Below are 26,235 nucleotides of genomic sequence, written 5' to 3'. Positions count from 1 at the left end.
GCCCGTTAGTGGTGCCTTATCCCCTTATTTCTATGTTACTATCCGCTCCAATTTTATAAACAACAACGGTTCTTGTTGTGATTGAACAACCCAAATTTAAATTCTACTTTTTGCACCCAAAGTTCTGGCTAACCTGGCTTGGCGTTCTTATCCTTTATACCGTTTCCTGGCTACCTTATCGTATGCAGCTAGCCATGGGGCGTGGGCTTGGCTTGTTGTTTAAAAAGGTCATGCCCCGCCGTGTCAATATAGCGCGCACCAACTTAAAGCTGTGCTTTCCCGAATACAGCGACGACAGCATTGAAGAACTGGTCACCGAGAACATGAAAAACACCGGCATTGCCTACTTTGAAGTTGGCATGGCTTGGTGGTGGCCGGACTGGCGCATTCGTCGCAAGCTTCATATTCACGGTGAGGAGAACTTGCGCAAAGCCCAGGAAGACGGCAGTGGCGTGTTATTGTTACTGTTTCATTTTCTCAGCCTGGAAGTGCATGCTCGCTTGCACGGGTTTATAGAGCCTGCTGTTGGTTTGTATCGCCCTCATAACAACGCAGTAATGGAGTTTCTGCAAACTCGCGGGCGTGCTCGCTCCAATAAATACATGATTCAGCGGAAAGACGTTAAAGGCATGCTTAAAGCTCTGTCTCAAGGCGATATTGCCGGTTACTTACCTGACCAGGATTACGGCCGCCGCCGTACTGAGTTCGTTAAATTCTTTGAGGTCCCTGACGCCTCAACCACCACTGGCACTATGTTGTTCGCCAACGCACCTAATTGCAAAGTGTTGGTATCTCGCTGTGTTCGCCGCAAAGACGGTACGGGCTATGACTTATATTACGAACCTGAGCTTCAAAACTTCCCGTCAGGCGACGACAAAGCGGACGCTCGCTACGTCAACACTCTAGTCGAAGAGGCTGTAAAAAAAGCTCCCGAGCAATACCTCTGGGTTCATCGCCGGTTTAAAACGCGGCCTGACCCCGATATGCCTAGTTATTATCAGTAGGTTCTATCTCAGTGTCGCCAAGCAGCTTATTCCAGCAACGAATAACAGCTTGGCGCTCTGCGTCTAAGTTGTGCTTTTCTAAAAGCTGCTCTCCCTGCAACGCCAGGGCGTGACTCTCACACCGAAATATCTGAAACGCGTTCACCAAATTCTGAGCATCAACATCGTCTAGCAAATGTTCTTGCTGAGCCTCTGTTAATAGTCGAATGTTATCGCTGTAGCGACACAAGCTGGGGTGCGTATGCGCATATTTAAGCACAAGGTACTGAGTAATAAACTCAATGTCTGCAATACCACCATCGTCCTGCTTCAAATCAAACGCATCCATGCGACTGGCCGACAAGTGATGTTTCATTTTACGTCGCATGGACACAATATCTTTTTTTAACGGTTCGTCATCTCGCGGCTGCATTAATGCGGCTCGCCGGATATCCATTAACGTATCTCTTATGCTGTTACTTCCATACACGGGGCGAGCTCGAACCAATGCCTGTAACTCCCATGTCCAGGCGTCGTCATGTAGGTAGCGCGCGTAAGACTTCACCCTTGTGACTAACAGCCCTGACTGCCCGGACGGTCGTAAACGAAGGTCAACATCGTATAACACCCCTGCAGTCGTTCGCGTCGTAAATAGGTGCAGTACGCGCTGCGCCAAACGCAAGTAGAACTGCTGAACCTCAATAGGCTTATTGCCGTCAGTAACCCCCTCGTAGGTCGAGTCTGTAACAAACACCAAGTCGAGATCGGACCCATAGCCAAGCTCTTCGCCACCCAGTTTGCCGTAAGCCATAACACCGAAGCCGGTATTTTCCACACTGGTTCCCTCGGGCTTGCCGTGCTTCTGGGTTAACTGGTACCAGGCCAGGCCAATCACTTCATGAATAATGGCTTCTGCCAGAGCACTCAGATGATCACTGACATTCATAAGCTCCAAAACATTACTAATATCAGCTGCGGCAATTTTAAGCTGTAGCGCTTGTTTTGCCTGCCTGAGAGCATCCATTTGCGTTTCTAAGTCCTGCTCTGGAATACGAACTAAATATTCACGCAGTAACGCATCGTAGTTCTTCGCTTCGGGCAGTGTATAGAGCTGTTGAGGGTCAATCAGTTCGTCGAGTAACAGTGGATGCTGCGCCAGCTGGTTCGAAATCCAGGGACTTGCCATACATAACTTACAAAGCTGCGCCCGTGCCCCAGGGTTTTCCGCCAGCAGCTCTATGTAGGCCGTACGGCTCATTATGGCTTTAATAATAGACAGCAGCCGCTCAAGAAGTCGTTCGGGATGCTGATGCTGAACCGCATGCCTGAGCATCATCGGCATTAGGCGTGCCATTGCCGCACGTCCTCTTGGCCCGGAACTTCGACGCCGACTCTCCTGCCGAAAGTCATTAATCAGCCGCCATAAACGCTCCGGTTCATCAACCCCTTCTGCTTCCAGAATCTCGATAGCCGCGTCGTCTTCCAGCATATCCTGCCAAAGCACCTGCAGCGACTGCTCTTCTTCATCGTCTTCGGACTGCTCGCCAACGACTTGCTGAAACTCTTCATGAATGCTCGCCATGCAGTCATCCACACGCGCTTGCACTGATGCCCAGTCGGCCTCGCCCAACATACACCGCAACCGTTCCTGACCCAGCTCGTCGTCGGGTAACTGCTGTGTTTGTGCATCATCGATTTGCTGCAAACGGTGCTCTATCGTGCGTAAAAACTCATAGTTCTTAATTAGCTTGTCCGCTCGTTCTTTCTCTATGAGCTCTAGTTCAACCAAGCCGTTAATTGCCTTATACAGGGAGCGTGTTTGTAGACTCTTTTCCTGACCGCCCCGAATAAGCTGGTGCGCCTGAACAATAAACTCCACCTCACGAATACCACCAGCTCCCAGCTTGATATTATTTTTAACGCCCCGTCGCCGCGTCTCTTGAGTAATAAGCAACTTCATTTTACGCAGAGCTTCTATGGCACTAAAGTCAATGTAACGACGATAAACAAAAGGTCGTATCAAATCATAGAAAGTTTTCTCGTCCACATCGCTTGCCCCAATCAGGCGGGCTTTTACCATTGCGTAGCGCTCCCAGTCGCGCCCTTGCTCCTGATAATAATGCTCTAACGCATTAATACTGGTAACCAACGGGCCAGACTGACCGAAAGGCCGTAAACGCATATCGACCCGAAAGACCTGACCATCGGCGGTTGTTTCATCGAGCAAGGCAATAAACAGCTGCGCTAATCGCTTGTAAAACACGCTGTGCTCTAAATTACGACCCGGTCCTTGAGTCTCGCCTTGCTCAGGGTACGCAAAAATAAGATCAATATCGGACGAGAAGTTAAGCTCTTTACCACCTAACTTACCCATACCAATAACCAGCATTGGCATGGTCTCGCCATTGCTGTCTCGGGGGGTACCATGCTTGGCTACTAATCGCTTATAGGCCCAGCTCAGGCTTTGCTCAATCGCAGCATCGGCGAAAATACTGAAGTGTTTTAATGCTTCAGTAATGGATAATTGACCAAGAATATCTGCTGCCGCCAGCTTCGCCATAACACAATGACGATACTCCCGCAGTTTATATTTGGCGCGGCGTTCGTCATCGCACTCGCTGAGTAGCTTGTTGAGCTCGCTTTCGTATACGCTGCTATCATCTATAGCAATAGCACCGTCGTTGACAAAAAAGTCAGCGAGCAACTGATTGGGGTATCGCTCAGCTACACGCGCAATAAAAGGGCTTACCGCAAAAAGTGCGCGCAAAACCTGCTGCTGAGACTCAGTGAGCGACACATCACTAGCTTCTTCGAAGCGCTCCCAGGCGGACTCACTATGTTGCTCTAAATAGGAGTTAAGCTTAAGCATTAAGCAAACCAGTACGGATCACGCTTTAACGCTGCCTTTCTTGAATACTCCAGCGCCTTTAATAAGGACTCTCGTTGCATTTTTTGCCATTCCAGCAAACGCTCAAGATCATCGTCGTCACGCTCTTTGATGCGCTCGTGCAAAATATGCAGCGCGGTAATTTCCCGAATGCCTCGCGCTAAATCCTGCCAGGGTAAACGGAATTTCTCGCGTACATCGTCGTCGAACAGCTCACCAAAACAAGTCCCCATCAGCAGACTGTTTTGCAATGGCTTCAATAACTTTAAGTAGCCTTCTTCATTTAATTTCTCATGCTCAGAAAAAGCCGTTTGCACGAGTTGCCAGTCGCTTTTAAGCAATTGACTGCACCAAGGCGATACTGGCTGAGACAACTCTTCTGTCATTTCCTGTTCAATTAAAAACTGTGACAGCTTCAGGACTGTTGTTTGATAACGCACAGACGCCACCACCTCTGCAACTTCATTTAACCGAATCACATCTTCCTGGCTGTTCTGTAAGCTTTCATACAGCTTTTCATAACGCTTTAAGGCTCTATGGTAGGCTCCATCTTCTGCCGTTAGCTCATCAAGCCCTTCAAAGTTTTTCAGCCACTGTAACTGCTCAGTGATTTTAGCTAAATTGTTCAATAATTGACGCTCGCCAACACCCAGTTCAATCAATTGTTCCAGAGCAACTCGCACTAATTGAATACCATCAGCAAGTCCTTGAACCGCGCGAACACTCGGATTAAAAAGCAAACAGGACTCATTGTGCTGCCAATGCCTTAACCCGTATTCAACAGCACGATACAAGGCCTGACCAATGGTAAAGTCACCTTCCAACGGCACATAATGCATTTGAGTAAAAGGCTCCAGCAAACTCTTACCAGCCAGCATATAGCCCCGCGCAGCTTTACTTAAAGAGCCGACTTTCGCCTCCACTTTACTCACCAGCTGATGTGCTAAATGATACGCATCATCTATCGAGCCACCCTGTAACTCCAGCTCAATTTCAGAAATAGTTTCTGAATTTTCGCCGGCTTGAATTTGTCCCTCATCCAGCACCATTTCAATCACGCCATCACCGCTAGGCAGGCGCCAGCGGGTGCGCGTAAAGTCAGTCACAAAAATAGTTTCTAAGTCACGCTGAATGTCGTAAACCGGAAAGTCGTCAGGCCAAATCTCACTATCAAACAATGTTAAATCGGGCTTTTCGCTCTCAACATTTACATTGTACTCCGGCCGTTGATGCATACCGCCCATAACCCGACCGGCTAACTTAATCGTTTGTTCTTTTTGATCTTTATGGCTGCGTATGCGTAATCCCATATCAAACTGACGCAAACGCAAATCGGATGTGTCGAAATAACTGTTTCTGAGTTCAAACTGTGTTTTTTGCGTGGTTCCTGAACGGGCATCAGCCAGTGATTGACACACTTTTAAAGCTTGATCTCGTTTTTCAGGAGCAATCAGTAATTTTAACTCAAGTTCTTGTGACATTGACGCATTCCGAAGCGGGTGAAAGTTAAAGTAAAGGTACTGGCTTGGCGGCTTAGGGTCAACAAACATAGGCATTTTGTTGGCTTGACAGTATCCCGAAAAAATAGCAACGTGACGACAGGCCTTTTTTAGGGTCTTTACCCGCGCAAAAATAAGCTTATACTTGCGCCGATTCCCGACGTTGGGGAAGCACGCCGAGCTTCGGCCTGGCTATACAGGAGATGCTATGTTCAAAGCGAGTGAGGTGCTATCCAAACAGCATCAGGCAGAAGACTTAAAGTCTCTGCAACAAGCGATAACCGACAACTATATTGTCGATGAAGATCAATATATGCGCGAGTTATTGCCGCTTGTTCCTGCCGATGAAGAGACGGTTAGCGCAGTAACCGAACGCGCAGCTAAGTTAGTTGAGCAAGTTCGAGAGCAAGCCGACAACGGTGTTGTCGATGCTTTCCTGCAAGAGTACAGCTTAGACACTAAAGAGGGCATTATCCTCATGTGTCTCGCCGAGGCCTTGCTTAGAATACCCGATGGCTACACTGCCGATGCACTTATCCAGGATAAACTGTCCGGCGGTGACTGGCAGAAACACATGGGGCAAAGTGCGTCCTGGCTGGTGAATTCCGGTACCTGGGCACTAGCGCTAACCAATAGCGTGACTAACCCTACCGGTAAAGCGATGGAAACCCCCAGAGGTGCTTTCAGACGCTTGGTTCGCAAAATGGGTAAACCCGTTATTCGCAAGGCGACTTATGCCGCCATGCAGATTATGGGTAAGCAATTTGTCTTAGGGCGCACTATTGAAGAAGCGCTTAAAGAGAGTCGCGATAACCGCGATAAAGGTTATACCCATGCCTACGACATGTTAGGTGAAGCGGCACTGACTGCGAAAGACGCAACTTATTATAAGCAGCAGTACGTCAACTCCATTAAGACTATTACCAAAGAGAAATTCAATAACCCGGACGCTCCTCGACCGACTATTTCAATTAAACTGTCGGCATTGCATCCGCGTTATGAAGCTTCTAACCATGAGCGTGTGCTAACCGAATTAGCAACTACTCTGACGGAGCTAGTCAAGCTGGCCAAGGAAGCGGACGTCGGCGTTACTATTGATGCCGAAGAAGCAGACCGTCATGAGTTATCGTTAGAGCTGTTTGAGAAAGTCTATCGCAGTGGTGTCTGTAAAGGCTGGCCACGTTTTGGTCTGGTCGTTCAAGCCTACTCGAAACGTGCTTTGCCAACCTTATGCTGGATTACTGCACTGGCTAAAGAGTGCGGTGATGAAATTCCGGTACGCCTGGTAAAAGGTGCTTACTGGGATAACGAAATTAAGTGGACTCAGGAAAATGGTCTGCCCGGGTATCCAGTCTTTACCCGCAAATCGCACAGTGATATTTCCTATCTCGCCTGCGCTCGCTATTTAGTCAGCGATGATACCGACGGTGCAATTTATCCGCAGTTTGCGACGCATAATGCTCAGACCATTATGAGCATCCAGCACATGAACGAAACTCACAAACGCCGTATTGAATATCAGCGTTTGCACGGTATGGGTGACAGTCTGTACGACACGCTTATGGAGCAAAATCCGGGCTTGGTCGTACGCATCTATGCGCCAGTGGGTCCACACAGAGACTTACTACCGTACTTGGTTCGCCGACTCTTAGAAAACGGCGCCAACTCGTCTTTCGTTCATAAGCTATTAGACGCCGACACGCCGGTTAATGACCTGGTCGAGCATCCGATGAAAACAGCATCGGGTTACGAGAAGTACGCTAATAGCAAGATTCCACTTCCTCCTCAAATTTATGGGGATCGCACAAATTCATTAGGATTGAATATGAATATTCACTCACAAGCAGATGATTTTATTGCAGCGGTTCAGCAATATCGTGACAAACAATGGCAAGGCGGTCCTATTGTCGATGGCAAGACCGTTGAAACCGATCACCACGTCAGCATTACCAGCCCACAGGAAACCGCAAAACAGGTCGGTAGTATTTACTGGGGCGATAAGAAACTCGCAGAGCAAGCGCTTGAAAGTGCTAACAAAGCTTACAAGCAATGGCGTGACGTTCCGACTGAAGAGCGAGCGAAATGCCTTGAGAAGTTTGCTGACTTAATGGAAGCCAACCGCAACGAGCTAATTGCATTGTGTTCTGTTGAAGCCGGTAAAGGCTTGCAGGACGGTATTGATGAGGTTCGGGAAGCAGTCGACTTCTGTCGTTACTACGCGAACCAAGCGCGTGAGTTGATGGGCTCGCCTATTCAGCTACCGGGGCCAACTGGCGAAGACAATGAACTGTTTGTGGAAGGTCGTGGCACCTTCATCTGTATTAGTCCATGGAACTTCCCGCTGGCCATTTTCGTTGGTCAGGTCGCCGCAGCATTGGTGACCGGTAACTCAGTTATCGCCAAACCGGCCGAGCAAACTGGTCTTATCGCTTACCGCGCAGTGCAACTTGCACTAGAAGCGGGTATTCCGGGTAATGTCTTGCATTACATGCCGGGTAGCGGTGCGGAAGTTGGTAGTTACCTGACATCACAAGAAGATATTGGCGGTGTCTGTTTTACTGGCTCTACTTACACAGCACAAGCTATTAACCGTGCGCTTGCGGCTCGCACAGGACCTATCGTGCCATTGGTTGCCGAAACAGGTGGCCAAAATGCCATGATGGTTGACTCAACAGCGCTTCCTGAGCAGGTTGTTACAGACGTTGTTGCCAGTGCATTCCAAAGTGCCGGTCAGCGCTGCTCTGCACTTCGTGTCTTGTTCGTTCAGGAAGACGTGGCTGACCGTGTTATCGACCTGCTACGTGGTGCCATGGAAGAGTTGCAAGTCGGTGACCCGTTACTGCATGAAACCGATGTTGGCCCAGTGATTGATGGCATTGCCAAGACGAACCTTGAGCAGCATATTACCGACATTCAGCAAGCGGGTCGCTTGATTGCACGCGCGCCAATGCCGGACTACACCATGGGTGGTACTTTTGTCGCACCAACGGCTATCGAAATTGACAGCATCAGTCAGCTGGTAAAAGAGAACTTTGGCCCAATTCTGCACGTTATCCGTTATTCAACCGACAACATTGAAGAAGTTATTGAGAGCATCAATAACACCGGCTTTGGTTTAACTTTCGGTATTCACAGCCGTAACGAAACCTTTGCCTATGATGTTGCCAGCAAAATTGATGTGGGTAACGTGTACATTAACCGTAACCAAATTGGTGCTATTGTTGGCGTACAACCATTCGGTGGTCGCGGCATGTCTGGTACAGGGCCGAAAGCCGGTGGTCCTCACTACCTTACTCGTTTTATTACCGAGAAAACACGCAGTGATAACATCACAGCCGTTGGCGGTAATGCCACACTGCTGTCACTGGATGACTAATTAAGTAACCCGTTATTGGGTATCAATAAAAACGCCGCTAACGTTAACCGTTGCGGCGTTTTTTGTTGGTTAGCGAAGTAAGTTTAGCGCTTATCAACAAGCTCGACATCGGTTCCGTTAACGCTTCCCTGTAAGTCCTCATCAAACACAACATAAACTTCATGAAGGTTATTCGACTCGTCTCTGAACTGCAGAGCAGCTATATCATCTTCATAACGCAGCAACTTCGGTGGGTTACTCAAGGTGTGCGTTCTGGGCGGCAAAATTAAACGCCGTTCTTCGAGCTGCTTGCCGTCCCAACTTGCGGCGACCTGTTTGGGCCGGAATTTAATCACTATCCCAGCCATGAGTGTCATGGTCAGTAAGGCGCCAACCGCAATAACCCATATCGGCACTACACCACCAATATAAATTGCCATCCACAACGCCAAAAAAAAGCCGCCCCAGGCTTGGGGGCGGCGGCTATCACGATAAAACTGAAGTGTTTCAGAATTGTTCGTCGTCATGTAAGTATAAACTCTCGCTGCCGTCTTTAATTGCACCCAATAACGCGTGAGTACGAGGCATAATGCGGGAAAAGTAAAAACGCGCTGTCTTAACTTTTGACGCCAGGTAAGGCTTCTCAGCTTGTTTTTGCTCAGCCGCAACGGCCATTCGTAACCACATGTAACCGTACGAAATATATCCCACCAAGTGCAAATATTCTACCGCGACACTGTTCACCAGGTTTTCATCGGTAGCCGCTTTTTGCAGTAACTCTTCGCTGATACTGGTTAAGTCCTGCAGTGATTTCTGCATAGTTTCAGCTTCTTTAGACCAGTTACTGTTGCCTGCAATCCCTTGTAGGAATGTTGCTATTTCTTCCACAAAAGGCTTCAGTAGTTCGCCGCGCGAGCCCCCTACTTTACGGCCCAGCAAGTCGAGTGCCTGAATACCGTTAGTACCTTCATAAATTTGTGCAATACGGGTATCGCGAACCAACTGCTCTTGCCCCCATTCGCGCACATAGCCGTGACCACCAAATACCTGCTGACCGTGAATAGTCGACTCAAGACCGGTATCGGTTAAAAACGCTTTAGCAACAGGCGTCAGTAATGCCACCATAGCATCGGCTTTTTCACGAACCGCATCATCTTGAGAGTATTTTGAGCGGTCTAGCTGCTGACCGACCCAAGTCGAAAATGCACGACCGCCTTCGGTCAACGCTTTCATGGTCAGCAGCATGCGACGCACGTCACCATGCACTAAAATGGAATCTGCCTCAGCGCTGTCATTTCGAGTCGCTTTGGCGCCGCGTCCCTGAATGCGATCTTTCGCGTACTCCAAAGCATTTTGATAAGAGCGCTCTGCTGCACCCAGTCCCTGAATACCAACGCCCAGACGTTCGTAGTTCATCATTGTGAACATAGCGGGCAAACCACGATGCGGCTCGCCAACCAACCAGCCTTTAGCGCCGTCAAAGTTCATCACACAGGTTGCTGAACCATGAATGCCCATTTTGTGCTCAATAGAGCCACAACTTACGGCATTACGCTCTGTTAAATTACCTTCGGCATCGGATAAAAATTTCGGAACCACAAACAGCGAAATACCTTTAGTACCCGCCGGTGCGTCAGGCAGTTTTGCCAGCACTAAGTGAACAATGTTGTCCGCTAAGTCATGCTCACCACCTGTGATGAAGATCTTCGTGCCGCTAATTTCAAAACTGCCATCCTCTGATGGAATAGCTTTGCTTTTGATAATGCCGAGATCGGTTCCGGCGTGAGGTTCGGTCAGACACATAGTACCTGTCCACTCACCTGAAACCATACGTGGTAAGTAATGATTTTTGAGTTCGTCACTGCCGTGGGAGTCAATGGCCATAATGGCCCCGGAAGTAAGACCCGGGTATAGTGAAAAAGCGATATCTGCACTGCACAGCATTTCTTCATACTGCGCCGATAACGACTTAGGCAGCCCCATACCGCCGAACTCAGGGTTAGCAGTAACACCAACCCAGCCACCTTCGGCTAACTGACGGAAGTTTTCTTTATAACCCTCAGGCGTTGTGACTACACCGTCTTCAAACTTAACGCCTTCTTCGTCAGCTTCGCGCGCCAGCGGAGCCACTAAGTTTTCGGCTACCTTAGCGCCTTCATCAAGAATCGCACCTGCGGTTTCAACATCCATCATTTCAGCCAGTTCAGGAGCCTGCTCCCAATCCGCTGCGACATTAAAAACGTCATGCAGGACAAAGTCCATATCATCACGTGGAGCTCTGTAATCCGCCATATCTTTTACCTCTTGTCTGAACCAAACAGGGAATTTAAACCCTTAATTTAAACACCTGTTTAAACTGTATCGCACAAGAGTATGAATCCCATTGCGGGATGTCAATAATTTCTATCGTTTCCAGTCTTCTAAAGCAGGGTGCGAAAAGGCTTTAGAGTCAAGCGCAAGTACCACCTGATGTGGCTCTATGCGAATGATATTTAAGCTTTGGTAGCTGTCACCTTCATACAAACGCTGTCCATTTAGCTCAATCCAACGGTCGCTTGAACTGCTCCGGTACATGTGGCTGTCATAGCTAAACTCCGGTACTTGTCGTTGGAATGCGCTCGACAAGTCAGACAAAGAAGGTACCACACTCACTTTACTTTCTGTCCCTCCTCCGGTTTGCTCAACGGCGTCCTGAAAGCGATTCAAAAGCTCAGGGGAGATACTTGATAAATCCAGGGCTTCTCGCTGGCTTTCCACTGGCTGCTGAGCCTGAGGTTCGACTTTATTACTCGTACTTGCCTGGGACGGTTCCGGCTCTGTCGGTGTCGCTTCCCAGCTCACCTCAGGAGGAGAAACGGCCTCTCCCCACGAGAAGTCGGAGGCCGTCACTTTAGCATCTGCGCCAGGCGCACCAGACCATAATGCGGCCGCATACCCCGTTGCACCGCCCAAAATAAGTGCCAACGGCCAAATCAGCCACAAGCGACTGGTCCGTTCTCTGTCTTGCGCAATAAGAGAGCTGTCTAATACACTTTTGTTTTTCAAAAGGGGAGACTGCTGCTGTTTTAGCGCTTTTAACAATGACGACATGACTATTCGCCCCCCTTTAATCTAGGACCGAAATTGGAAGCTCTCGATGCTAACCACGCTAACGTTGCAGCATCAAGCTCTCCGGTGACTTTTAACCCGTTGCTAAGTTGCAGCTCTCGAAACTGGCTGGACGAATCTGCATCGTGCAGCTTTTCCGGTAAATGACGTTCTAACTGCGCTCTAATCCACTCTTGCTTATCTTCCGCGGTTTCGGCCGGAGCTTGTTGGTAGAGCAGTAAAAATTCTCCCGTCCAGCCGTCAGTCGTTGTCGGCGTTTCGGTTGTCATTAATAATGGAGAAGAGTCCTTGCGATACAACAAGGCCGGATAATTAATACTTTTCAGCTGCTGCAAAGTTTGGTTCATGCGGGCACAGGCTAAGTCATACCGTTTAACCCACTGGCAAAATGGCTCTGACTCTGGTGGCTCGGGCAGTCCCCAAACGCTGGCAAGCTGTTGCGCCGACGCATAATCATTCGTAATTTTCACAGGTTTTGGTGAAGGAGAGCTGTACCAAAACGTCGCAACTGCCGCCACCGCAAAAAGTAATAAACTCCCTGCGACAGAAAGTGCCTTTGTCTTGTTCGGCCTTCCCCTTTTCGACGGACCGTCCAGTTCAATAGCCGCCTGGTTCAAATGGGCAGGCTTTACCTCTGGTGACGAATCGGTATAGGCAGCCAGCAGAGCGCGGTCACAATACAGGTTTAAAAGCCTCGGAATACCTTGTGTCAGCTGATGTGCTCTTTTGGCCGCAGCCGCTGTAAACAGTGGCCGGTTTGCCCCTGCCACTTGCAATCGATAGGCAATATAACGCTGTGTATCTTGTTCAGTAAGAGGCAATAAGTGATAGCGCGCCGTAATTCGCTGAGCTAACTGTCTTAACTCCTGACGACGCAGCAAATCCTGGAGCTCAGGTTGCCCAATGAGAATAACGCGTAATAGCTTTTTATTGTGTGTTTCCAGGTTGGTCAGCAGGCGCAACTGCTCTAACACCTGCGGTCTTAAGTGCTGCGCTTCATCAATGAGCACCACACATTGCTGTCCGTCTTCATTCGCTTTTAGCAAAAACTGGCTGAGTTTATCCGTCAAAACTTTTCGTGTTGCCGAGCGCTTTTGATAGCGAATACCAAACTCATCGCACAGACTCGCCAGCAGCTCATCTTCATTCAGCATGGGGTTCAGAATAAAGGCCGTTTCGGTCGACTCAGGTAACTGCTCAATAAGCGCCCGTGACACTGTTGTTTTGCCCGTGCCGACTTCGCCGGTTAATAAGATAAAACCGCCACTGCCCTGCAAGCCTTGAGTCAGATGAGCTAACGCCTCCTGATGCCGTTCACTCAGGTAAAGGTAATTAGGGTCTGGCGCTATGGAGAAGGGCTCTGCCTGCAAACCAAAATAGTTTTGATACATAAGCGTTGTGCGCAATTTATTATTATTTAACCAACAGTGTAACGACTTGCTTGCACATCCACCAGTGATTAGCGATGATCACTTTCACTAAGTATGGCGTTTAACCGGGGAGTCATGAGTGCAAACCTATTTAGTCGGCGGCGCAGTTCGCGATAAGTTACTGGGGTTAGCCGTTAAAGAGCGCGATTGGGTGGTTGTTGGCGCTACGCCACAACAAATGCTCGACCAGGGCTTCCAGCAAGTGGGAAAAGACTTCCCTGTATTTTTACACCCACTAACCCGAGAAGAATATGCCCTCGCCCGCACTGAGCGTAAAAATGGCAAAGGCTACAAAGGCTTTGATGTATTCGCTTCACCGGATGTCACTTTAGAAGATGATTTGGTGCGCCGCGACCTTACTATCAATGCCATAGCCGAAGACGAGCATGGCCAGCTGATAGATCCCTACGGTGGCCAGCGTGACATTGAACAGAAAAAGTTACGCCACGTGTCACCGGCGTTCGAAGAAGACCCGTTAAGAGTACTTCGCGTTGCTCGCTTTGCCGCCCGGTTTAAGCACTTAGGTTTTACCATTGCCGATGAAACGCATGAATTACTGGTCAAAATAGCTCACTCAGGCGAACTTGAAGCTTTGACGCCTGAGCGCGTTTGGCTGGAATGGGAAAAGTCATTAGGCACAGGTAACCCGGACGTATTTCTGAGTACCCTGGCTGATATTGGCGGTTTAAATCAGGTTCTTAAGCAGTTCAAAGCGAAGAGCAGCAATCTAAACCGCTTATACAAGTCGGCTCAATTCAGCGTATCTCACACTGAGCTTACCAAGCCGCTTATTTTTGCGAGTTTGTTTATTGGCGAGTCGCCTGTCGAAAATATACCCGGCTTTTGCAAAGTATTGGCAATACCCAATGAGTATCGTGATGCCGCTGTACTTGCTGAGCGAAATAGTGACTTCATTCTTTCAACAAAGCTGCCGAACGCCGAGCAATTTGCTGAGGCATTGCAGTCGATAGACTACTGGCGCCGCCCGGAAAAACTGCAACAGCTACTATTGCTGCGTCAGTTAGAGCATGAAGAAACCAAATTTTCAGAGCATATTGTTGAGCAAAACAAGCAACTGGCGCAAGCCGCGATAAAGGCTTCGGAAGTGAGCCCGCAGGCACTAATAAGTGAAGGCTTCACCGGCAAGCAACTTGGGCTTGCGATAAAAGAAAAACGACTGGAAACGCTTACGCACCAGCTTAAGCAAACTCTTTAAGCCAGTCCGTATTTTCCAGCGGAGTTAAATTTTGTTGTTCAGGCTGTTGGCAATATTGGCGCCACATTGCGCCGTAAGTTTTCTTCAAAATCGGGTGTTGTCTGTTTTCGGCTATTTCCGCCAAAGGCCAAAGCACAAACGCATTTTCAGTTATTTCGTGGCGTGGCAGCTGTGGTGCTTTTTCGCGCACCATATCGTCGTAAAGCAACACGTCGATGTCTAGCGAGCGGGGGCTGTACTTCGCACTGTCGGGCTTGCGTCCGTTTTCTTGCTCAATGCGCTTACAATGCGCTAACACCGTTTCAACCGGCTGAAAAGTAGTGACTTCCACGACAAGATTGTAAAAGTCGCTTCCCTTAAAGCCCACTGCCTCGCTCAAAAAAATACGTGAACGTTGCTGGTAGTTAAAGCTGTTCGCTAACGCCCTCAAACCCGATAAAATATGATGTTCTTTATCGATATTTGAGCCAAGTCCTAAAAAGACAACTGCCACACTGACCCCTTAGCCGAAAGGACTGTCGAAAACACTGCGACGAACAGTCACCGCGACATTAGCAGCATTGGGGACGGCACCGGGCTTCGACACCTTCACCTCGACATTCTGCACGCCAAATTCATTGAGAATTAAGCTGGCAACGCCTTCGGCTACCGTTTCAATTAACTGACGCGGCTTTTCAGCAACCCATTGAGTCACTTTTTCACTGACTAAGGCGTAATCCAGAGCGTCGTTCAAGTCATCGGACTTCGCGGCGGTTTGGTTATCCCAGCTCATTTGAATATCTAAAGTGAGTGTTTGCTTCTTCTCTTTCTCCCAGTCATACACGCCTATAATGGTGTCGACGCTGAGGCCTTCAATGCTAACCACATCGATATCCGCTTGTTCCATTTTCACTCACCCCATAGTAATTGCGGAAAAAACCGCTTATTCTATAAACCTGAATTTTAAACCGCAGTCTACCCTAACAAAAGAGGGATTCGTACCCTATGACAGCGTTAACCATACTGATGATTCTGACAGCCTACCTCTTAGGCTCTATCAGTAGCGCTGTGCTTATCTGTAAATTATGGGGGCTTCCTGATCCTCGAAAGGAGGGGTCTGGTAATCCGGGGGCGACTAATGTCTATCGGGTTGGTGGAAAAATTCCAGCCTTGCTCACACTCTGGTTTGATGTATTAAAAGGCATGGTGCCGGTTTGGGGCTCGTACTTTTTAGGTATAGAGCCCTTTTTCTTGGGGCTCATAGCGGTGGCTGCCTGTCTGGGTCACATTTTCCCGCTGTACTTTCATTTTCGCGGTGGCAAAGCTGTCGCTACGGCATTAGGCGCCATGTTCCCGGTCGCCTGGGAAATGGCGTTACTGCTGATTGCAACCTGGCTTGTGGTCTTCAAAATAAGCAAAGTGTCATCACTTGCGGCGCTTATCACTGTCTGTCTGGCGCCTTTTTATGCGTATTGGATAAAACCGCAGTACACCGTGCCGGTTATTATGATTTCGCTGTTAATTTTGTGGCGACACCAGTCAAACATCGTCCGCCTGACATCCGGCCAGGAAAAAGGCTTTAAACGCCGTCAGTAGCAGCTGTCGGCTTGGCCACCTGCATTGGCTCTAAGTCGGTCATTGGCCAGCGCGGATATGTCTTAACGCTCAATGCTTCGCGCTCTCCCGCCTGCAAACGCAAAGCGCCGGCAAGGGCAATCATGGCACCATTGTCAGTGCAAAATTCAGTGCGAGGATAAAACACGCGCCCGTTCACTTTTTTCATTAACGCCTCGAGCTCGGCCCTTAGATGTTTGTTAGCACTTACTCCACCAGCTATGACCAGTCGCTTATAGCCCGTTTGCTTTAACGCACGACGGCATTTAATAAGTAAGGTATCAACAACCGCATCCTCAAACGCCCGGGCAATATCCGCCAGTGTTTGCTCGCTGTTGTCATTCGCCGCTAATGTATTTGCCGCAAAGGTTTTTAAGCCACTGAATGAAAAGTTCAAACCGGGACGGTCTGTCATCGGTCTTGGGAACGTGAAGCGATCACTCCCCCCCTTTTCGGCAAGTGCTGCAAGCCTCGGTCCGCCCGGGTAGTCGAGTCCCATTAATTTAGCGGTTTTATCGAAAGCCTCACCGGCAGCATCATCAACAGACTCACCCAATAACTCGTAGTCGCCAATGCCTTTGACCTGAACCAGCTGCGTGTGTCCGCCTGATACGAGTAAGGCGACAAAAGGAAATTCAGGCTGGTCATCTTCCAGCATGGGCGCCAGCAAATGGCCTTCCATGTGGTGTACACCAACGGCCGGAAGACCCCATCCAAATGCCAGGCTTCGGCCTATGCAGGAGCCAACTAACAAAGCACCGACCAGGCCGGGACCTTTAGTATAAGCCACGCCATCCAAGTCTTTCGGTGTTAACCCTGCTTCTTGCAGTGCGGCTTTCACCAACGGCAAAGTTTTACGTACGTGATCTCGTGACGCCAACTCAGGCACCACACCACCGTAGTCAGCATGCAGCTTTACTTGCGAGTATAACTGATGAGCCAGCAGCCCTTTTTCAGTGTCATACACCGCAATACCTGTTTCATCACAAGACGTTTCTATACCTAATACCCGCATACTACTCACCGATGATGCTTTTTACCGACAATTCTCGGTATTTTACCTGATTTTTGCGGCTATGACTCGCCAGAGTCAAAAAGTTATGCCACTTTATGAGCCCCTAGTTTGACTGCAGTTCACTAAGGGTTAAGCGACGACTATCGAGCGGCCGACCATCAACGTCACGGAGCGTTAAAACAAGTTCCGGCTGCTCCTTCCAAATTACTTCAATTTGACCATAGCGGCTTTCTTCATAAGCTTGTCCATCTCTGTATACGGACGAATAGGGAGTGTCACTCCCTAAATTAATGCTGCCGGCAGTGACCTGCCAAAGCGGGTAAGACAAGTAATCATCAGCATTAGAAAATTCGCCAAACAAGCGGTCGCCGACTCCCAGTATGAGTCCCGAAGGCTGTAACTCTTGCAAAACAGACTTCAATCTGTCCTGCGCTTTAGGAAACATTGACCAGCTATCGTAACCGTTGGCCGGTGCAAGTACTGGCGTCGCACTGAGTAAAATTCTTACTTCAGCGGGCTTTTGCAGTTGCCCTTTCAGCCATTGCCATTGCTTGTCGCCAAGCAGGTCGCCCGCTCGATTCGGCTGATAAGGTCCCAGGTCAGCATTAAAGCGGCGCGTTTGTCGCTCCATCCAGCCGACTTGCTCTAACTCGTCACGATTCCAGCGACCATCGAGTACAATAACCTGCACTCGCTGCGGCTCATTGCCAAAAATAACGCTTTTCGCAATGCCATGTTCCTGAAACAGTCGCTCAGAGGTTGCTGGCTCCCGCCAAAAGGTCAAAAAATGATTTCGTACAGCATAGCGCTGAGGGTTGGTTTTACCGGCATGCCCATCAATGCTGTAATCGGTTTTATTCCAAACAGACATCACTGCTGAACCACGCCGCAGCACTCGAGGCCCGCGGAAGCGGTTAAAGACTTCATAAGCGTCAAGCAAGTCATCCATGTCATCCGCTTCAACATCTAATGTATTACCCAAAAACACGAAAACCTCTGGCTGCGCATGGTTAACTGCATCCCAAACCTCTTGCCGACTGCTGTGGTCCATGCAACAGCCAAAAGCCACACGAGTGCTCTGCTGAGCCTGAGTGGTTGCCGTCAAAAGCAGTAGTAAAGCCCCCAACAGTAGCTGGACAACAACCGATTTATTGTTAAATCGTTGGCAACAACGCATTAGAAGTCCTCTTTATTCGCAGCGCAGCGACGCGCCTCCTCTGCATCTATATCGCCACGTGACACTAATTTCTTAAGCGCTTGATCTAATGTTTGCATGCCTTTTTCAGCGCCGGTTTGAATGGCTGAGTACATTTGCGCCACTTTGTCTTCGCGAATCAGGTTTTTAATTGCCGGTGTCGATACCATGATTTCGTGTGCGGCAATACGTCCGCCACCAATGCGCTTCAACAAGGTTTGTGAAATAACCGCCCGCAAAGACTCCGATAACATTGAGCGAATCATCGGTTTGTCGTCGCCCGGGAACACATCAATAATGCGGTCTATGGTTTTCGGTGCTGACGTTGTATGTAAGGTGCCTAACACCAAATGCCCGGTTTCAGCGGCAGTCATCGCCAACCGAATGGTTTCCAGGTCACGCATTTCACCCACCAGAATCACATCGGGATCTTCCCGCAAAGCCGAGCGCAACGCCGCGCTAAAACTTCGGGTATCGCGATGCACTTCACGCTGACTCACCAGACTTTTCTGGTTGTCATGCACAAACTCAATGGGGTCTTCAATGGTTAAAATATGCTGCGAACGGGTTTGATTAATATGATTCACCATCGCTGCTAAAGTCGTAGACTTACCAGAGCCCGTTGGGCCGGTCACTAGTACTAAGCCTCGGGGCGCATCAATAATGTCCTTAAAGCTCGCAGGTGCCCCGAGCTCATCTAGTGTCGTGACATTGTTGGGAATCATCCGAAACGCGGCGGCAATGCCTTTTCGTTGCGTAAAAACATTGGCACGGAAACGCGCAACGCCCTCTATTTCAAAGGAGAAGTCACATTCAAAGCGCGAGTTAAACTCATCCCGCTGCGATTCGGTCATTATCGCGAACAAGTCGCTTTTTAATTCTTCAGCAGAGTGCATGGGTTGATTTAAGGCCCGAATGTCCCCATCAACTCTTATCATAGGCGGACTTCCTGACGACAAATGTAAGTCGGAAGCGTTTTGTTTCACACTAAAGGCGAGTAATTCGCTAACATTCATATCCTGTCCCTGAATCAATGAGATGACGATTGCTATGACTATTAAGGTATCAGAAAAAATACAAAATAACCTTGTTAACCTCCGTCAGCAATTAAAGATATTAGGCGAGGAGTCTAGTGACAAACAACCCGTTGAGTTGTTGGCTGTCAGCAAGAAGCATTCCATTGATGCTATTAAAGCAGCGGCAGAAGCAGACCAAGTACACTTTGGTGAAAACTACGTTCAAGAAGGCGTCGAAAAAACTCAGCAGCTAAAAGCCGAAGGCTTTAATCAGTTACAGTGGCACTTCATTGGTCCGTTGCAGTCCAATAAAACGAAAGACGTTGCTGAACATTTCGACTGGGTGCAAAGCATTGAGCGAGAAAAAATAGCCCGACGCCTGAACGAGCAGCGCCCCTCAGACAAACCGCCGTTAAACGTATTACTGCAAGTAAATATTGATGACGATGATAACAAATCGGGGTTGTCGGCAGATGATGTCGAGAACCTGGCACGCTTTGTCAGTAACTGCGAGAACTTGAAGCTCAGGGGGCTAATGACCATTTTAAAAGCTGGAACCTCAGAGCAGGAGCGTAGAGACAGCTTTTCGAAAATGCGCCAGCTTTATCAGCAGCTGCAAGCAGCTTACGGCGAACAAATAGACACACTCTCGATGGGAATGAGCGGCGATATGCGACAAGCCGTGCTCGAGGGTGCTAATATGGTACGTATTGGAACAGCAATTTTTGGACAACGGGAGTCATAATGAAAGACATTCGCAACATTGCGTTTATTGGTGCCGGTAATATGACACAAAGTATTGTCGGTGGTATGTGTAAAAGTGGTTACCCTGCTGACAAAGTCTGGGTCAGTAACCCAAGTGACGCAAAGCTTGAGAAAATGAAATCGGAGCTGGGCGTTAATACCAGCAATGACAACCTGGAAGTGGTCGAAAAAGCGGACGCTATCGTGCTTGCCGTGAAACCTCAGCTGATGTCTGAAGTGTGCACACACTTACGTGAAAACGTCAGCAATTTGAGTGATAAACTTATTATTACTATTGCGGCAGGTATCCGTATTCCGAAGTATCGCGAGTATCTGGGTGAGAGCATTCGCATTATTCGCGTCATGCCAAATACGCCATCGTTAGTTGGTCAGGGTATGTCAGGCTTAGTCACTGACGACTCAGTCGATCAGGCAGACAAAGACTTTGTCACTGAAGCGTTCAACGGTGTTGGTGAAACCCTGTGGGTTGCCGACGAAGACCAGTTAGATATTTTGGGTGCGGTCGCCGGTAGTGGTCCAGCGTACTTTTTCGAATTTATGGACAGCTTGGCAAAAGCAGCTACGGCACTTGGCTTTGATGCCGCCAAAGCTCGCGAGATGGTACAACAAACCTGTTTAGGTGCCGCGCAAATGGCGAAAGAAAGCGACTTGTCGCTGGAAGACTTACGTAAACAAGTCACCAGCAAAGGTGGTTCTACAGCGAAAGGTGTAGAAGCGTACCAAGAGTCCGACTTGCACGGTATTTCAGATAAAGCGGTCAAAGCCGCCGTTAACCGTAATCAGGAAATGGCGAAACTCTTCTAGGAGCCAGTATGAATAATGCGCTTACGTTTTTAGTCGCTACACTCATTGATCTTTACCTGATCATTGTTTTGCTGCGACTTTGGATGCAGCTGACCAAAGCGGATTTTTATAATCCGGTCAGTCAGTTCGTTTATAAGGCGACACAACCTATTGTTGGTCCGCTTAGAAGCTTTATGCCCAGTGTCGGTTCACTCGACACGGCAAGCCTGCTGCTCGCTTTGGCGCTAGGAATCCTCAAAGTCGCCGCCTTGGTGTGGCTGAACGGTCTCGCTGCAGGCGCTTTGGTTATTGTCATTCAAGGCGTACTGGCAACCATTAGCAGCTTCTTGTCGATGTTGTTCTGGGTGCTGATTATACGGGCGATTCTAAGCTGGTTCTCACAAGGGTATAACCCCGTTGAAGCCATGCTGCACCAAATAACTGAGCCAGTTTTAGCACCTATCCGCAAGGTTATACCGCCACTAGGCGGCCTCGACTTGTCGGTGCTTGTCGCCATTATTGCGTTGCAATTTTTGCGTATTTTAATTGGCGTATAAGCTCAGTTAATAAAACATAAGGTGGGAGTAAAAGTTATGTTGAAAAGTACCCTGTTTGCGTTAAGTGTTGCCTTTGTTGCCGTTTTTTCGAGCGCAACATACGCAGAACAAAAACAGACTTTAGGCAACTGGGACGTTCACTACAGTGCTTTTACTTCCACGTTTTTAGCACCTAAAGTCGCCACTACTTACGGTATTACACGAAGCGCATCAAAGGGTGTGCTGAACATATCCGTGCTTGATAAAAATACACAAGCGCCGCAAGAGCTGGAAGTTACGGGCCAGGTTGTGAATCCCCTTGGTCAGATTCAGTCATTGGAGTTTCAGAAAATTACTGAGGCAGAAGCGGTTTACTACATTACTCAGTTTGACTACACCAACGCCGAAACCTTGCGATTCACCATCAATATTGGCGACGAGCAAATCTTAAAATTTAATCAGGAGTTTTGGTTGAACGACTGACTTTTGGCTTAGTTGCTCACCGGTTTTACACCTATGGATTGAATATCACCGGTTTCACTCACACTTCTGACGGTTAGTACTACATCGCCCAATTTCACTTTGTCACCAATAACCACCCGACGGTGAAACTTCTGGGAAAAGTAATCGGCGATAGTCGTACTTAGCAAGCCCTCATCAAGGTTGCCTAAGGGGTAAAAGCTACCCACATCGGCCAGTGTCAGGTCCCCTCGTAGAGTGAAGTCACCAAAGAAGTCTTTTTCATTCACTTTCAAGCCCTCACCACCTGATGCGAGTATCCGGCTGACTTCATCAATGTCTTTCACCGTTGCTGCCACCAGTAAGCCGTCCCCCTCCTGCACCATCGGTTGGGTTTCCGGCTGTAACCACTCTCCTTCCCGTATAATTCCAACAAAGGTCGCTGGAGCCGTTAGTTTAAGATCTTTCCATGTTCGGTCACAGGCCGGCGATGTTTTATCAATACGATATAGCCATACTTCAAGCGACTCAGAGCTTGGCACCGACGATAAAGGCATACGCTGTTGTGGCTGAGCTTTTAACGGAACTTCAAGCCCAAGCCAGCGCGCAACTGGTGCAATCGTCCACCCCTGAATAATCAGCGATATCATCACCACCACGAACGCGATATCAAAGTACAGCTCCTGGTTCGGCACGCCACTTAACCATGGAAACAAAGCCAGGATAATAGGCACAGCCCCTCTAAGCCCGACCCAACTTATAAATACCTGTTCCCGCCACGGGAAACTGAACGGTAACAAACTCACAATAACCGCCAGCGGGCGGGCGATAAAGATAAGTGCCACCGCAATACCTATCGCGATAGGTGCGTTCGCCACCAGGTAAGACGGTACAACCAGTAGACCAAGAATAAGGAACATGGCCATTTGACTTAACCAAGCTAAACCATCCTGAACCTGCAGGATATGAACAAGCTGTGGTAAGCGCCCATTACCAATGACAAATCCCATTAGGTAAACAGCCAGAAAGCCACTAGCATGAAGTTTAGCTGTTAAAGCGTAGATGGATATCGCACAAGCAACGGCTAAAAGTGGGAAAAAACTAAAACTTAAAGGAAGCTTTCGAGCGGCGATAATAAACAGGCGCCCCCCTAACCAGCCAATTGCCAAACCACCGATAAGCTGCCAGATTATATCTAACGCCATCCAATGCCACTCGGTCATGGTTCCGCTGGCAACCGCTGCCGTCATAGTGAGAGTCAAAATAACAGCCATTGGGTCGTTACTGCCTGATTCTATTTCAAGCGTCGATGCCACCCGCTCTTTTATTTGCAAACCGCGAGACTGGAAAATACCAAAGACTGCTGCGGCGTCAGTAGAGCTTAAAATTGCGCCCATCAGTAAAGCTGCTGGCCAGGGCAAATTAAATAAATACACCGCAGACGTAGCCACAATAGTACAGGTTAATGCTACACCTATGGTTGCCAGACTTATTGCCGGCCAGAGCGCCACCCGGAAACGTTCTGGGTGAGTTCGCATACCGCCATCGAAGAGAATAATAACCAATGCCGCCGAGCCAATAAAAAAGGCAATGTCGGGATTATTGAATTCGACACCTAAAATACCCTGCTCACCGGCTAGCATTCCAACCAACAAGAAGGTCAGAAGTACCGGAGCGCCTAAACGATTCGATACAACGGCTGCCAGAATGCTAACAACTAACAGCAAGCCACATAGCAAAATCAGGGTATTCGCAGAGTCCAAATAACAGCTCCTTCTTATCGTTTTTCTGCTTTTATCATAACAGCTTTGTGCATTTTCTTTGTGAAGATTTCAAATTCCGCCAAAAACCGATATCCTGTGCGGCCGAACAGGCATGAGGTATTAATTATGGCAACGGCAAAAGAAATCGTACTAGCGACAGGAAACCCGGGCAAAGTCAAAGAATTACAGGCAATGCTGGCTGGCAATGCGAACACCTCAGACTGGCAAGTACTACCGCAGTCGAACTGGTCGTTTGACGAAGCCGAGGAAACTGGCACTACTTTTGTCGAAAACGCTATTATTAAAGCCCGTCACGCGTGTGAAAAAACTGGACTGCCTGCTATTGCCGATGACTCAGGTCTGGCAGTTGATGCCTTGAACGGAGCCCCGGGCGTTTACTCTGCACGATACGCCGGTGCAGACGCATCGGACAATGATAATATCGAAAAATTATTACAAGCACTGTCGGGCGTAGCAACTGAGAAGCGCCAGGCGCAATTCCATTGCGTTTTGGTTTATATGAAAAGCGCTCAAGACCCGACACCACTGATTTGCCACGGCATGTGGCACGGCTCTATCTTAACCTCACCGCAAGGCACAAATGGCTTTGGTTACGACCCCGTATTTTGGGTTGAGCAACACGGGTGCTCAGCGGCAGAGCTTGAACCGTCTGTAAAACAACAGCTCAGTCATCGCGGTCAGGCTTTACAACAACTACTGAGTCAGCTGAGTTAATGTCAGCACCTGAACTTAAGCTCCCGCCGCTATCGCTCTACGTTCATATCCCGTGGTGCATACAAAAGTGCCCGTATTGTGATTTCAATTCGCATAAGCTGTCGGGAGAAATTCCCGAGCGAGAGTACGTTGCCCGACTACTAGATGACTTACGAGCCGATTTAGGTTGGGTACAAGGCAGAGATATTACGTCGATCTTTATTGGTGGCGGCACGCCCAGTGTACTGAGTGCAGCCGCAATGCAGTCATTAATGGATGGCATTCGACAGCTACTTGTCTTGATCGATGACTGCGAAGTTACCATGGAAGCAAACCCTGGCACCTTTGAAACAGAAAAGTTTGCTGACTTTGTCAAAGCCGGCATCACTCGTTTGTCTATTGGTGTGCAAAGCTTACAATCAGAGCAGTTGTCCCGGTTAGGCCGCATACATGACCCTGAGCAGGCCCGCGAGGCCGCTGCACACGCGTCACAACTGCCGCTAAAAAGCTTTAATTTAGACTTAATGCATGGACTGCCTAATCAGTCTTTAGATGCCGCCATGGATGATTTAAAGCAAGTCATTGCGCTCAATCCGCCGCACATTTCCTGGTATCAGCTCACCATCGAGCCCAATACTCTGTTTGCAAGCTCTCCTCCCGAGCTCCCCAATGAAGAAACTCTCTGGGATATTTATCAAAAAGGGCATGAGCTTCTGGAGGCGGCGGGTTATAAGCAGTACGAAGTTAGCGCTTACTCTAAACCCGGCCACCAGAGTCGCCATAACCGCAATTACTGGCAGTTTGGTGACTACTTGGGCATTGGCTGCGGTGCTCACAGCAAAGTGACGCTTGCGCAGGAGCAACGCATCATTCGCTGTGAGAAAATTAAGCATCCAAAAGGCTACCTGGATTTAACCAAGCCGCTGCGTTATAAGCTCAATGAAGTGGCTAAAGACGACTTAACCTTTGAGTTTTTTATGAATCAGTTTCGCTTGCTGGAGTCTGTTTCCAAACAGCGTTTTGAAAGCACAACAGGATTGCCATCGTCGCAGGCGTCACAGCAACTCCACAAAGCAATAAGGCTGGAGCTACTGACCGAAAACGATGAAGCCTGGGAGCTCACTCCCAAAGGCCACCGTTTTCTGAACTCAGTGTTAGATACGCTTCTCGATTAATTAAGAACTTTAAATTGAAGGTCCCACACGCCATGCCCTTTTCCTTCACCACGGCGCTCAAACTTCGTCTTCGGGCGACTGTCCGGTCTTGGAATGTAACCACCCGACTCGGATAAGTTAGCCAGAGCGCTGCTGCCGTTTAGTACTTCAAGCATATGCTCTGCGTAGTTTTCCCAGTCGGTTGCTAAATGAATAATGCCGCCAGCTTCTAGTTTTTTAATAAGCAGTTCAACAAATTCAGGTTGGATAATTCTGCGTTTGTGATGACGCTTTTTGTGCCAGGGATCAGGGAAGAATACTTGCACACAATTAAGGCTGCTATCGGGTACGCACTGCTTAAGCACTTCTACGGCATCTTCATGAAACACGCGCAAATTCTTTAAATCAGCTTCCTCAGCCGCCATTAAACATGCGCCAACTCCGGGCTCATGTACTTCAATGCCAATAAAGTTGCGCTCAGGGTCATTCTCCGCCATTTCCACTAATGAATGCCCCATACCAAAGCCAATTTCTAAGGTAACAGGGGCTTTACGGTTAAAGACCTGCTCAAAGTTCAGCATTCCGTCGGTCAGTGATAGTCCCATTTTTGGCCATTGACGCTCTATCGCACCTGCCTGGCCTTTTGTTAAACGCCCTTCTCGCTTAACAAAGCTACGCACCGTCCTTACATATTTACCTGCCGCAGCAGCTTCTTCCGCACTTTTAAAATGACTCATTAGTCCCTAAACCATTGATAACAGCTA

23 protein-coding genes are annotated in these 26,235 nt (G+C 48.7%); 10 read left to right on the top strand and 13 right to left on the bottom strand.

All coding sequences use genetic code 11. The annotated features are described in order from the left end of the window. The first annotated feature begins 77 nt into the window (after positions 1–77). Positions 78–1,004 carry an LpxL/LpxP family Kdo(2)-lipid IV(A) lauroyl/palmitoleoyl acyltransferase gene (gene lpxL / locus UM402_RS03365; protein WP_058576115.1) on the top strand — a complete coding sequence of 309 codons (927 nt, stop codon included), beginning with the start codon at positions 78–80 and terminating at the stop codon, positions 1,002–1,004. On the opposite strand, the gene glnE is transcribed toward lpxL, so the two are convergent. Next, positions 988–3,852 (bottom strand): bifunctional [glutamate--ammonia ligase]-adenylyl-L-tyrosine phosphorylase/[glutamate--ammonia-ligase] adenylyltransferase, encoded by a 2,865-nt coding sequence (gene glnE / locus UM402_RS03360; protein WP_058576114.1) that lies wholly within the window; start codon positions 3,850–3,852, stop codon positions 988–990. The two genes, lpxL and glnE, sit on opposite strands and share 17 nt — an antisense overlap. Then, positions 3,852–5,426: an inorganic triphosphatase gene (locus tag UM402_RS03355; protein WP_322295448.1), complete on the bottom strand. Its 1,575-nt coding sequence runs from the start codon at positions 5,424–5,426 to the stop codon at positions 3,852–3,854. The genes glnE and UM402_RS03355 overlap by 1 nt, the downstream gene beginning before the upstream one ends. Positions 5,427–5,577: 151 nt before the next feature. Between UM402_RS03355 and putA the strand changes: the two genes are divergently transcribed. Then, on the top strand, positions 5,578–8,745 hold the full coding sequence (putA, locus tag UM402_RS03350) for a bifunctional proline dehydrogenase/L-glutamate gamma-semialdehyde dehydrogenase PutA (RefSeq protein ID WP_058576112.1): 3,168 nt from the start codon (positions 5,578–5,580) through the stop codon (positions 8,743–8,745). Positions 8,746–8,828: 83 nt separating this feature from the next. Here the strand turns inward: putA and UM402_RS03345 are convergent, their stop codons facing one another. From UM402_RS03345 to UM402_RS03330, 4 genes are all read right to left on the bottom strand, one after another. Then, entirely contained in the window at positions 8,829–9,251 is a 423-nt protein-coding gene (locus UM402_RS03345; RefSeq protein WP_058576111.1) for a hypothetical protein, read from the bottom strand. Then, on the bottom strand, positions 9,232–11,016 hold the full coding sequence (locus tag UM402_RS03340) for an acyl-CoA dehydrogenase C-terminal domain-containing protein (protein ID WP_058576110.1): 1,785 nt from the start codon (positions 11,014–11,016) through the stop codon (positions 9,232–9,234). The genes UM402_RS03345 and UM402_RS03340 overlap by 20 nt, the downstream gene beginning before the upstream one ends. A 111-nt stretch (positions 11,017–11,127) precedes the next feature. Further along, positions 11,128–11,814: a general secretion pathway protein GspB gene (locus tag UM402_RS03335; protein WP_058576109.1), complete on the bottom strand. Its 687-nt coding sequence runs from the start codon at positions 11,812–11,814 to the stop codon at positions 11,128–11,130. A gap of 2 nt (positions 11,815–11,816) precedes the next feature. Further along, on the bottom strand, positions 11,817–13,223 hold the full coding sequence (locus UM402_RS03330) for an ExeA family protein (RefSeq protein ID WP_053954155.1): 1,407 nt from the start codon (positions 13,221–13,223) through the stop codon (positions 11,817–11,819). A gap of 118 nt (positions 13,224–13,341) precedes the next feature. On the opposite strand from UM402_RS03330, the gene UM402_RS03325 reads away from it, so the two are divergent. Continuing rightward, positions 13,342–14,478 (top strand): multifunctional CCA tRNA nucleotidyl transferase/2'3'-cyclic phosphodiesterase/2'nucleotidase/phosphatase, encoded by a 1,137-nt coding sequence (locus UM402_RS03325; RefSeq protein ID WP_058576108.1) that lies wholly within the window; start codon positions 13,342–13,344, stop codon positions 14,476–14,478. Here UM402_RS03325 and folK read toward each other — a convergent pair. Both folK and folB read right to left on the bottom strand, forming a co-directional pair. Continuing rightward, positions 14,462–14,971 (bottom strand): 2-amino-4-hydroxy-6-hydroxymethyldihydropteridine diphosphokinase, encoded by a 510-nt coding sequence (gene folK / locus UM402_RS03320; protein ID WP_058576107.1) that lies wholly within the window; start codon positions 14,969–14,971, stop codon positions 14,462–14,464. The two genes, UM402_RS03325 and folK, sit on opposite strands and share 17 nt — an antisense overlap. A gap of 9 nt (positions 14,972–14,980) precedes the next feature. Further along, the gene (gene folB / locus UM402_RS03315) at positions 14,981–15,364 is read right to left on the bottom strand and encodes a dihydroneopterin aldolase (protein ID WP_058576106.1); all 384 of its coding nucleotides are present in this window, start codon (positions 15,362–15,364) and stop codon (positions 14,981–14,983) included. A 98-nt stretch (positions 15,365–15,462) separates the two neighbouring features. On the opposite strand from folB, the gene plsY reads away from it, so the two are divergent. After that, positions 15,463–16,053, top strand: coding sequence for a glycerol-3-phosphate 1-O-acyltransferase PlsY (gene plsY / locus UM402_RS03310; RefSeq protein WP_053954151.1), 591 nt, complete (start codon positions 15,463–15,465; stop codon positions 16,051–16,053). Here the strand turns inward: plsY and tsaD are convergent. The 3 genes from tsaD to UM402_RS03295 form a co-directional block, all read right to left on the bottom strand. Beyond that, a complete protein-coding gene (gene tsaD / locus UM402_RS03305; RefSeq protein ID WP_058576105.1) occupies positions 16,037–17,086 on the bottom strand; it encodes a tRNA (adenosine(37)-N6)-threonylcarbamoyltransferase complex transferase subunit TsaD in 1,050 nt (349 codons plus the stop codon). The genes plsY and tsaD overlap by 17 nt on opposite strands. 103 nt (positions 17,087–17,189) lie before the next feature. After that, positions 17,190–18,263 carry a phosphodiesterase gene (locus tag UM402_RS03300; RefSeq protein WP_322295447.1) on the bottom strand — a complete coding sequence of 358 codons (1,074 nt, stop codon included), beginning with the start codon at positions 18,261–18,263 and terminating at the stop codon, positions 17,190–17,192. Next, complete coding sequence (locus UM402_RS03295; RefSeq protein ID WP_053954008.1) at positions 18,263–19,297, bottom strand: type IV pilus twitching motility protein PilT; 1,035 nt, start codon at positions 19,295–19,297, stop codon at positions 18,263–18,265. Before UM402_RS03295 ends, UM402_RS03300 begins: the two co-directional genes overlap by 1 nt. A 34-nt stretch (positions 19,298–19,331) precedes the next feature. Between UM402_RS03295 and UM402_RS03290 the strand changes: the two genes are divergently transcribed. Genes UM402_RS03290 through UM402_RS03275 form a run of 4 tightly spaced genes read left to right on the top strand, consistent with a single transcriptional unit; the run spans position 19,332 to position 21,864 of the window. Next, positions 19,332–20,042, top strand: coding sequence for a YggS family pyridoxal phosphate-dependent enzyme (locus UM402_RS03290; protein WP_058576104.1), 711 nt, complete (start codon positions 19,332–19,334; stop codon positions 20,040–20,042). Beyond that, a complete protein-coding gene (proC, locus tag UM402_RS03285) occupies positions 20,042–20,866 on the top strand; it encodes a pyrroline-5-carboxylate reductase (RefSeq protein WP_058576103.1) in 825 nt (274 codons plus the stop codon). The genes UM402_RS03290 and proC overlap by 1 nt, the downstream gene beginning before the upstream one ends. Positions 20,867–20,874: 8 nt before the next feature. Then, the gene (locus UM402_RS03280; protein ID WP_058576102.1) at positions 20,875–21,402 is read left to right on the top strand and encodes a YggT family protein; all 528 of its coding nucleotides are present in this window, start codon (positions 20,875–20,877) and stop codon (positions 21,400–21,402) included. Between the two features lie 36 nt (positions 21,403–21,438). Beyond that, positions 21,439–21,864, top strand: coding sequence for a DUF4426 domain-containing protein (locus tag UM402_RS03275; protein WP_058576101.1), 426 nt, complete (start codon positions 21,439–21,441; stop codon positions 21,862–21,864). An 8-nt stretch (positions 21,865–21,872) separates the two neighbouring features. Here UM402_RS03275 and UM402_RS03270 read toward each other — a convergent pair whose 3' ends face one another. Next, complete coding sequence (locus UM402_RS03270; protein ID WP_058576100.1) at positions 21,873–23,603, bottom strand: potassium/proton antiporter; 1,731 nt, start codon at positions 23,601–23,603, stop codon at positions 21,873–21,875. Between the two features lie 126 nt (positions 23,604–23,729). On the opposite strand from UM402_RS03270, the gene rdgB reads away from it, so the two are divergent. Further along, positions 23,730–24,338, top strand: a complete 609-nt coding sequence (gene rdgB, locus UM402_RS03265) for an RdgB/HAM1 family non-canonical purine NTP pyrophosphatase (protein WP_058576099.1) — start codon at positions 23,730–23,732, stop codon at positions 24,336–24,338. After that, positions 24,338–25,492 carry a radical SAM family heme chaperone HemW gene (hemW, locus tag UM402_RS03260; protein ID WP_058576098.1) on the top strand — a complete coding sequence of 385 codons (1,155 nt, stop codon included), beginning with the start codon at positions 24,338–24,340 and terminating at the stop codon, positions 25,490–25,492. Before rdgB ends, hemW begins: the two co-directional genes overlap by 1 nt. Here hemW and trmB read toward each other — a convergent pair. Continuing rightward, positions 25,489–26,208, bottom strand: a complete 720-nt coding sequence (gene trmB, locus UM402_RS03255) for a tRNA (guanosine(46)-N7)-methyltransferase TrmB (RefSeq protein WP_058576097.1) — start codon at positions 26,206–26,208, stop codon at positions 25,489–25,491. The genes hemW and trmB overlap by 4 nt on opposite strands. Between the last annotated feature and the right edge of the window lie 27 nt (positions 26,209–26,235).

It is taken from the genome of Idiomarina sp. OXR-189, assembly GCF_034373425.1.
In the GTDB taxonomy this organism is placed as follows: Bacteria; Pseudomonadota; Gammaproteobacteria; order Enterobacterales; family Alteromonadaceae; genus Idiomarina; species Idiomarina zobellii.
This window is presented reverse-complemented; position numbering and strand designations above follow the sequence as displayed.

What these genes read in the sequence shown, in the direction of transcription:
- glnE (WP_058576114.1), bottom strand. Translation starts at nt 3,852, where the DNA reads ATGCTTAAGCTTAACTCCTATTTAGAGCAACATAGTGAGTCCGCCTGG.
- UM402_RS03355 (WP_322295448.1), bottom strand. Translation starts at nt 5,426, where the DNA reads ATGCCTATGTTTGTTGACCCTAAGCCGCCAAGCCAGTACCTTTACTTT.
- putA (WP_058576112.1), top strand. Translation starts at nt 5,578, where the DNA reads ATGTTCAAAGCGAGTGAGGTGCTATCCAAACAGCATCAGGCAGAAGAC.
- UM402_RS03345 (WP_058576111.1), bottom strand. Translation starts at nt 9,251, where the DNA reads ATGACGACGAACAATTCTGAAACACTTCAGTTTTATCGTGATAGCCGC.
- UM402_RS03340 (WP_058576110.1), bottom strand. Translation starts at nt 11,016, where the DNA reads ATGGCGGATTACAGAGCTCCACGTGATGATATGGACTTTGTCCTGCAT.
- UM402_RS03335 (WP_058576109.1), bottom strand. Translation starts at nt 11,814, where the DNA reads ATGTCGTCATTGTTAAAAGCGCTAAAACAGCAGCAGTCTCCCCTTTTG.
- UM402_RS03330 (WP_053954155.1), bottom strand. Translation starts at nt 13,223, where the DNA reads ATGTATCAAAACTATTTTGGTTTGCAGGCAGAGCCCTTCTCCATAGCG.
- folB (WP_058576106.1), bottom strand. Translation starts at nt 15,364, where the DNA reads ATGGAACAAGCGGATATCGATGTGGTTAGCATTGAAGGCCTCAGCGTC.
- plsY (WP_053954151.1), top strand. Translation starts at nt 15,463, where the DNA reads ATGACAGCGTTAACCATACTGATGATTCTGACAGCCTACCTCTTAGGC.
- tsaD (WP_058576105.1), bottom strand. Translation starts at nt 17,086, where the DNA reads ATGCGGGTATTAGGTATAGAAACGTCTTGTGATGAAACAGGTATTGCG.
- UM402_RS03300 (WP_322295447.1), bottom strand. Translation starts at nt 18,263, where the DNA reads ATGCGTTGTTGCCAACGATTTAACAATAAATCGGTTGTTGTCCAGCTA.
- UM402_RS03295 (WP_053954008.1), bottom strand. Translation starts at nt 19,297, where the DNA reads ATGAATGTTAGCGAATTACTCGCCTTTAGTGTGAAACAAAACGCTTCC.
- UM402_RS03290 (WP_058576104.1), top strand. Translation starts at nt 19,332, where the DNA reads ATGACTATTAAGGTATCAGAAAAAATACAAAATAACCTTGTTAACCTC.
- proC (WP_058576103.1), top strand. Translation starts at nt 20,042, where the DNA reads ATGAAAGACATTCGCAACATTGCGTTTATTGGTGCCGGTAATATGACA.
- UM402_RS03280 (WP_058576102.1), top strand. Translation starts at nt 20,875, where the DNA reads ATGAATAATGCGCTTACGTTTTTAGTCGCTACACTCATTGATCTTTAC.
- UM402_RS03275 (WP_058576101.1), top strand. Translation starts at nt 21,439, where the DNA reads ATGTTGAAAAGTACCCTGTTTGCGTTAAGTGTTGCCTTTGTTGCCGTT.
- rdgB (WP_058576099.1), top strand. Translation starts at nt 23,730, where the DNA reads ATGGCAACGGCAAAAGAAATCGTACTAGCGACAGGAAACCCGGGCAAA.
- hemW (WP_058576098.1), top strand. Translation starts at nt 24,338, where the DNA reads ATGTCAGCACCTGAACTTAAGCTCCCGCCGCTATCGCTCTACGTTCAT.
- trmB (WP_058576097.1), bottom strand. Translation starts at nt 26,208, where the DNA reads ATGAGTCATTTTAAAAGTGCGGAAGAAGCTGCTGCGGCAGGTAAATAT.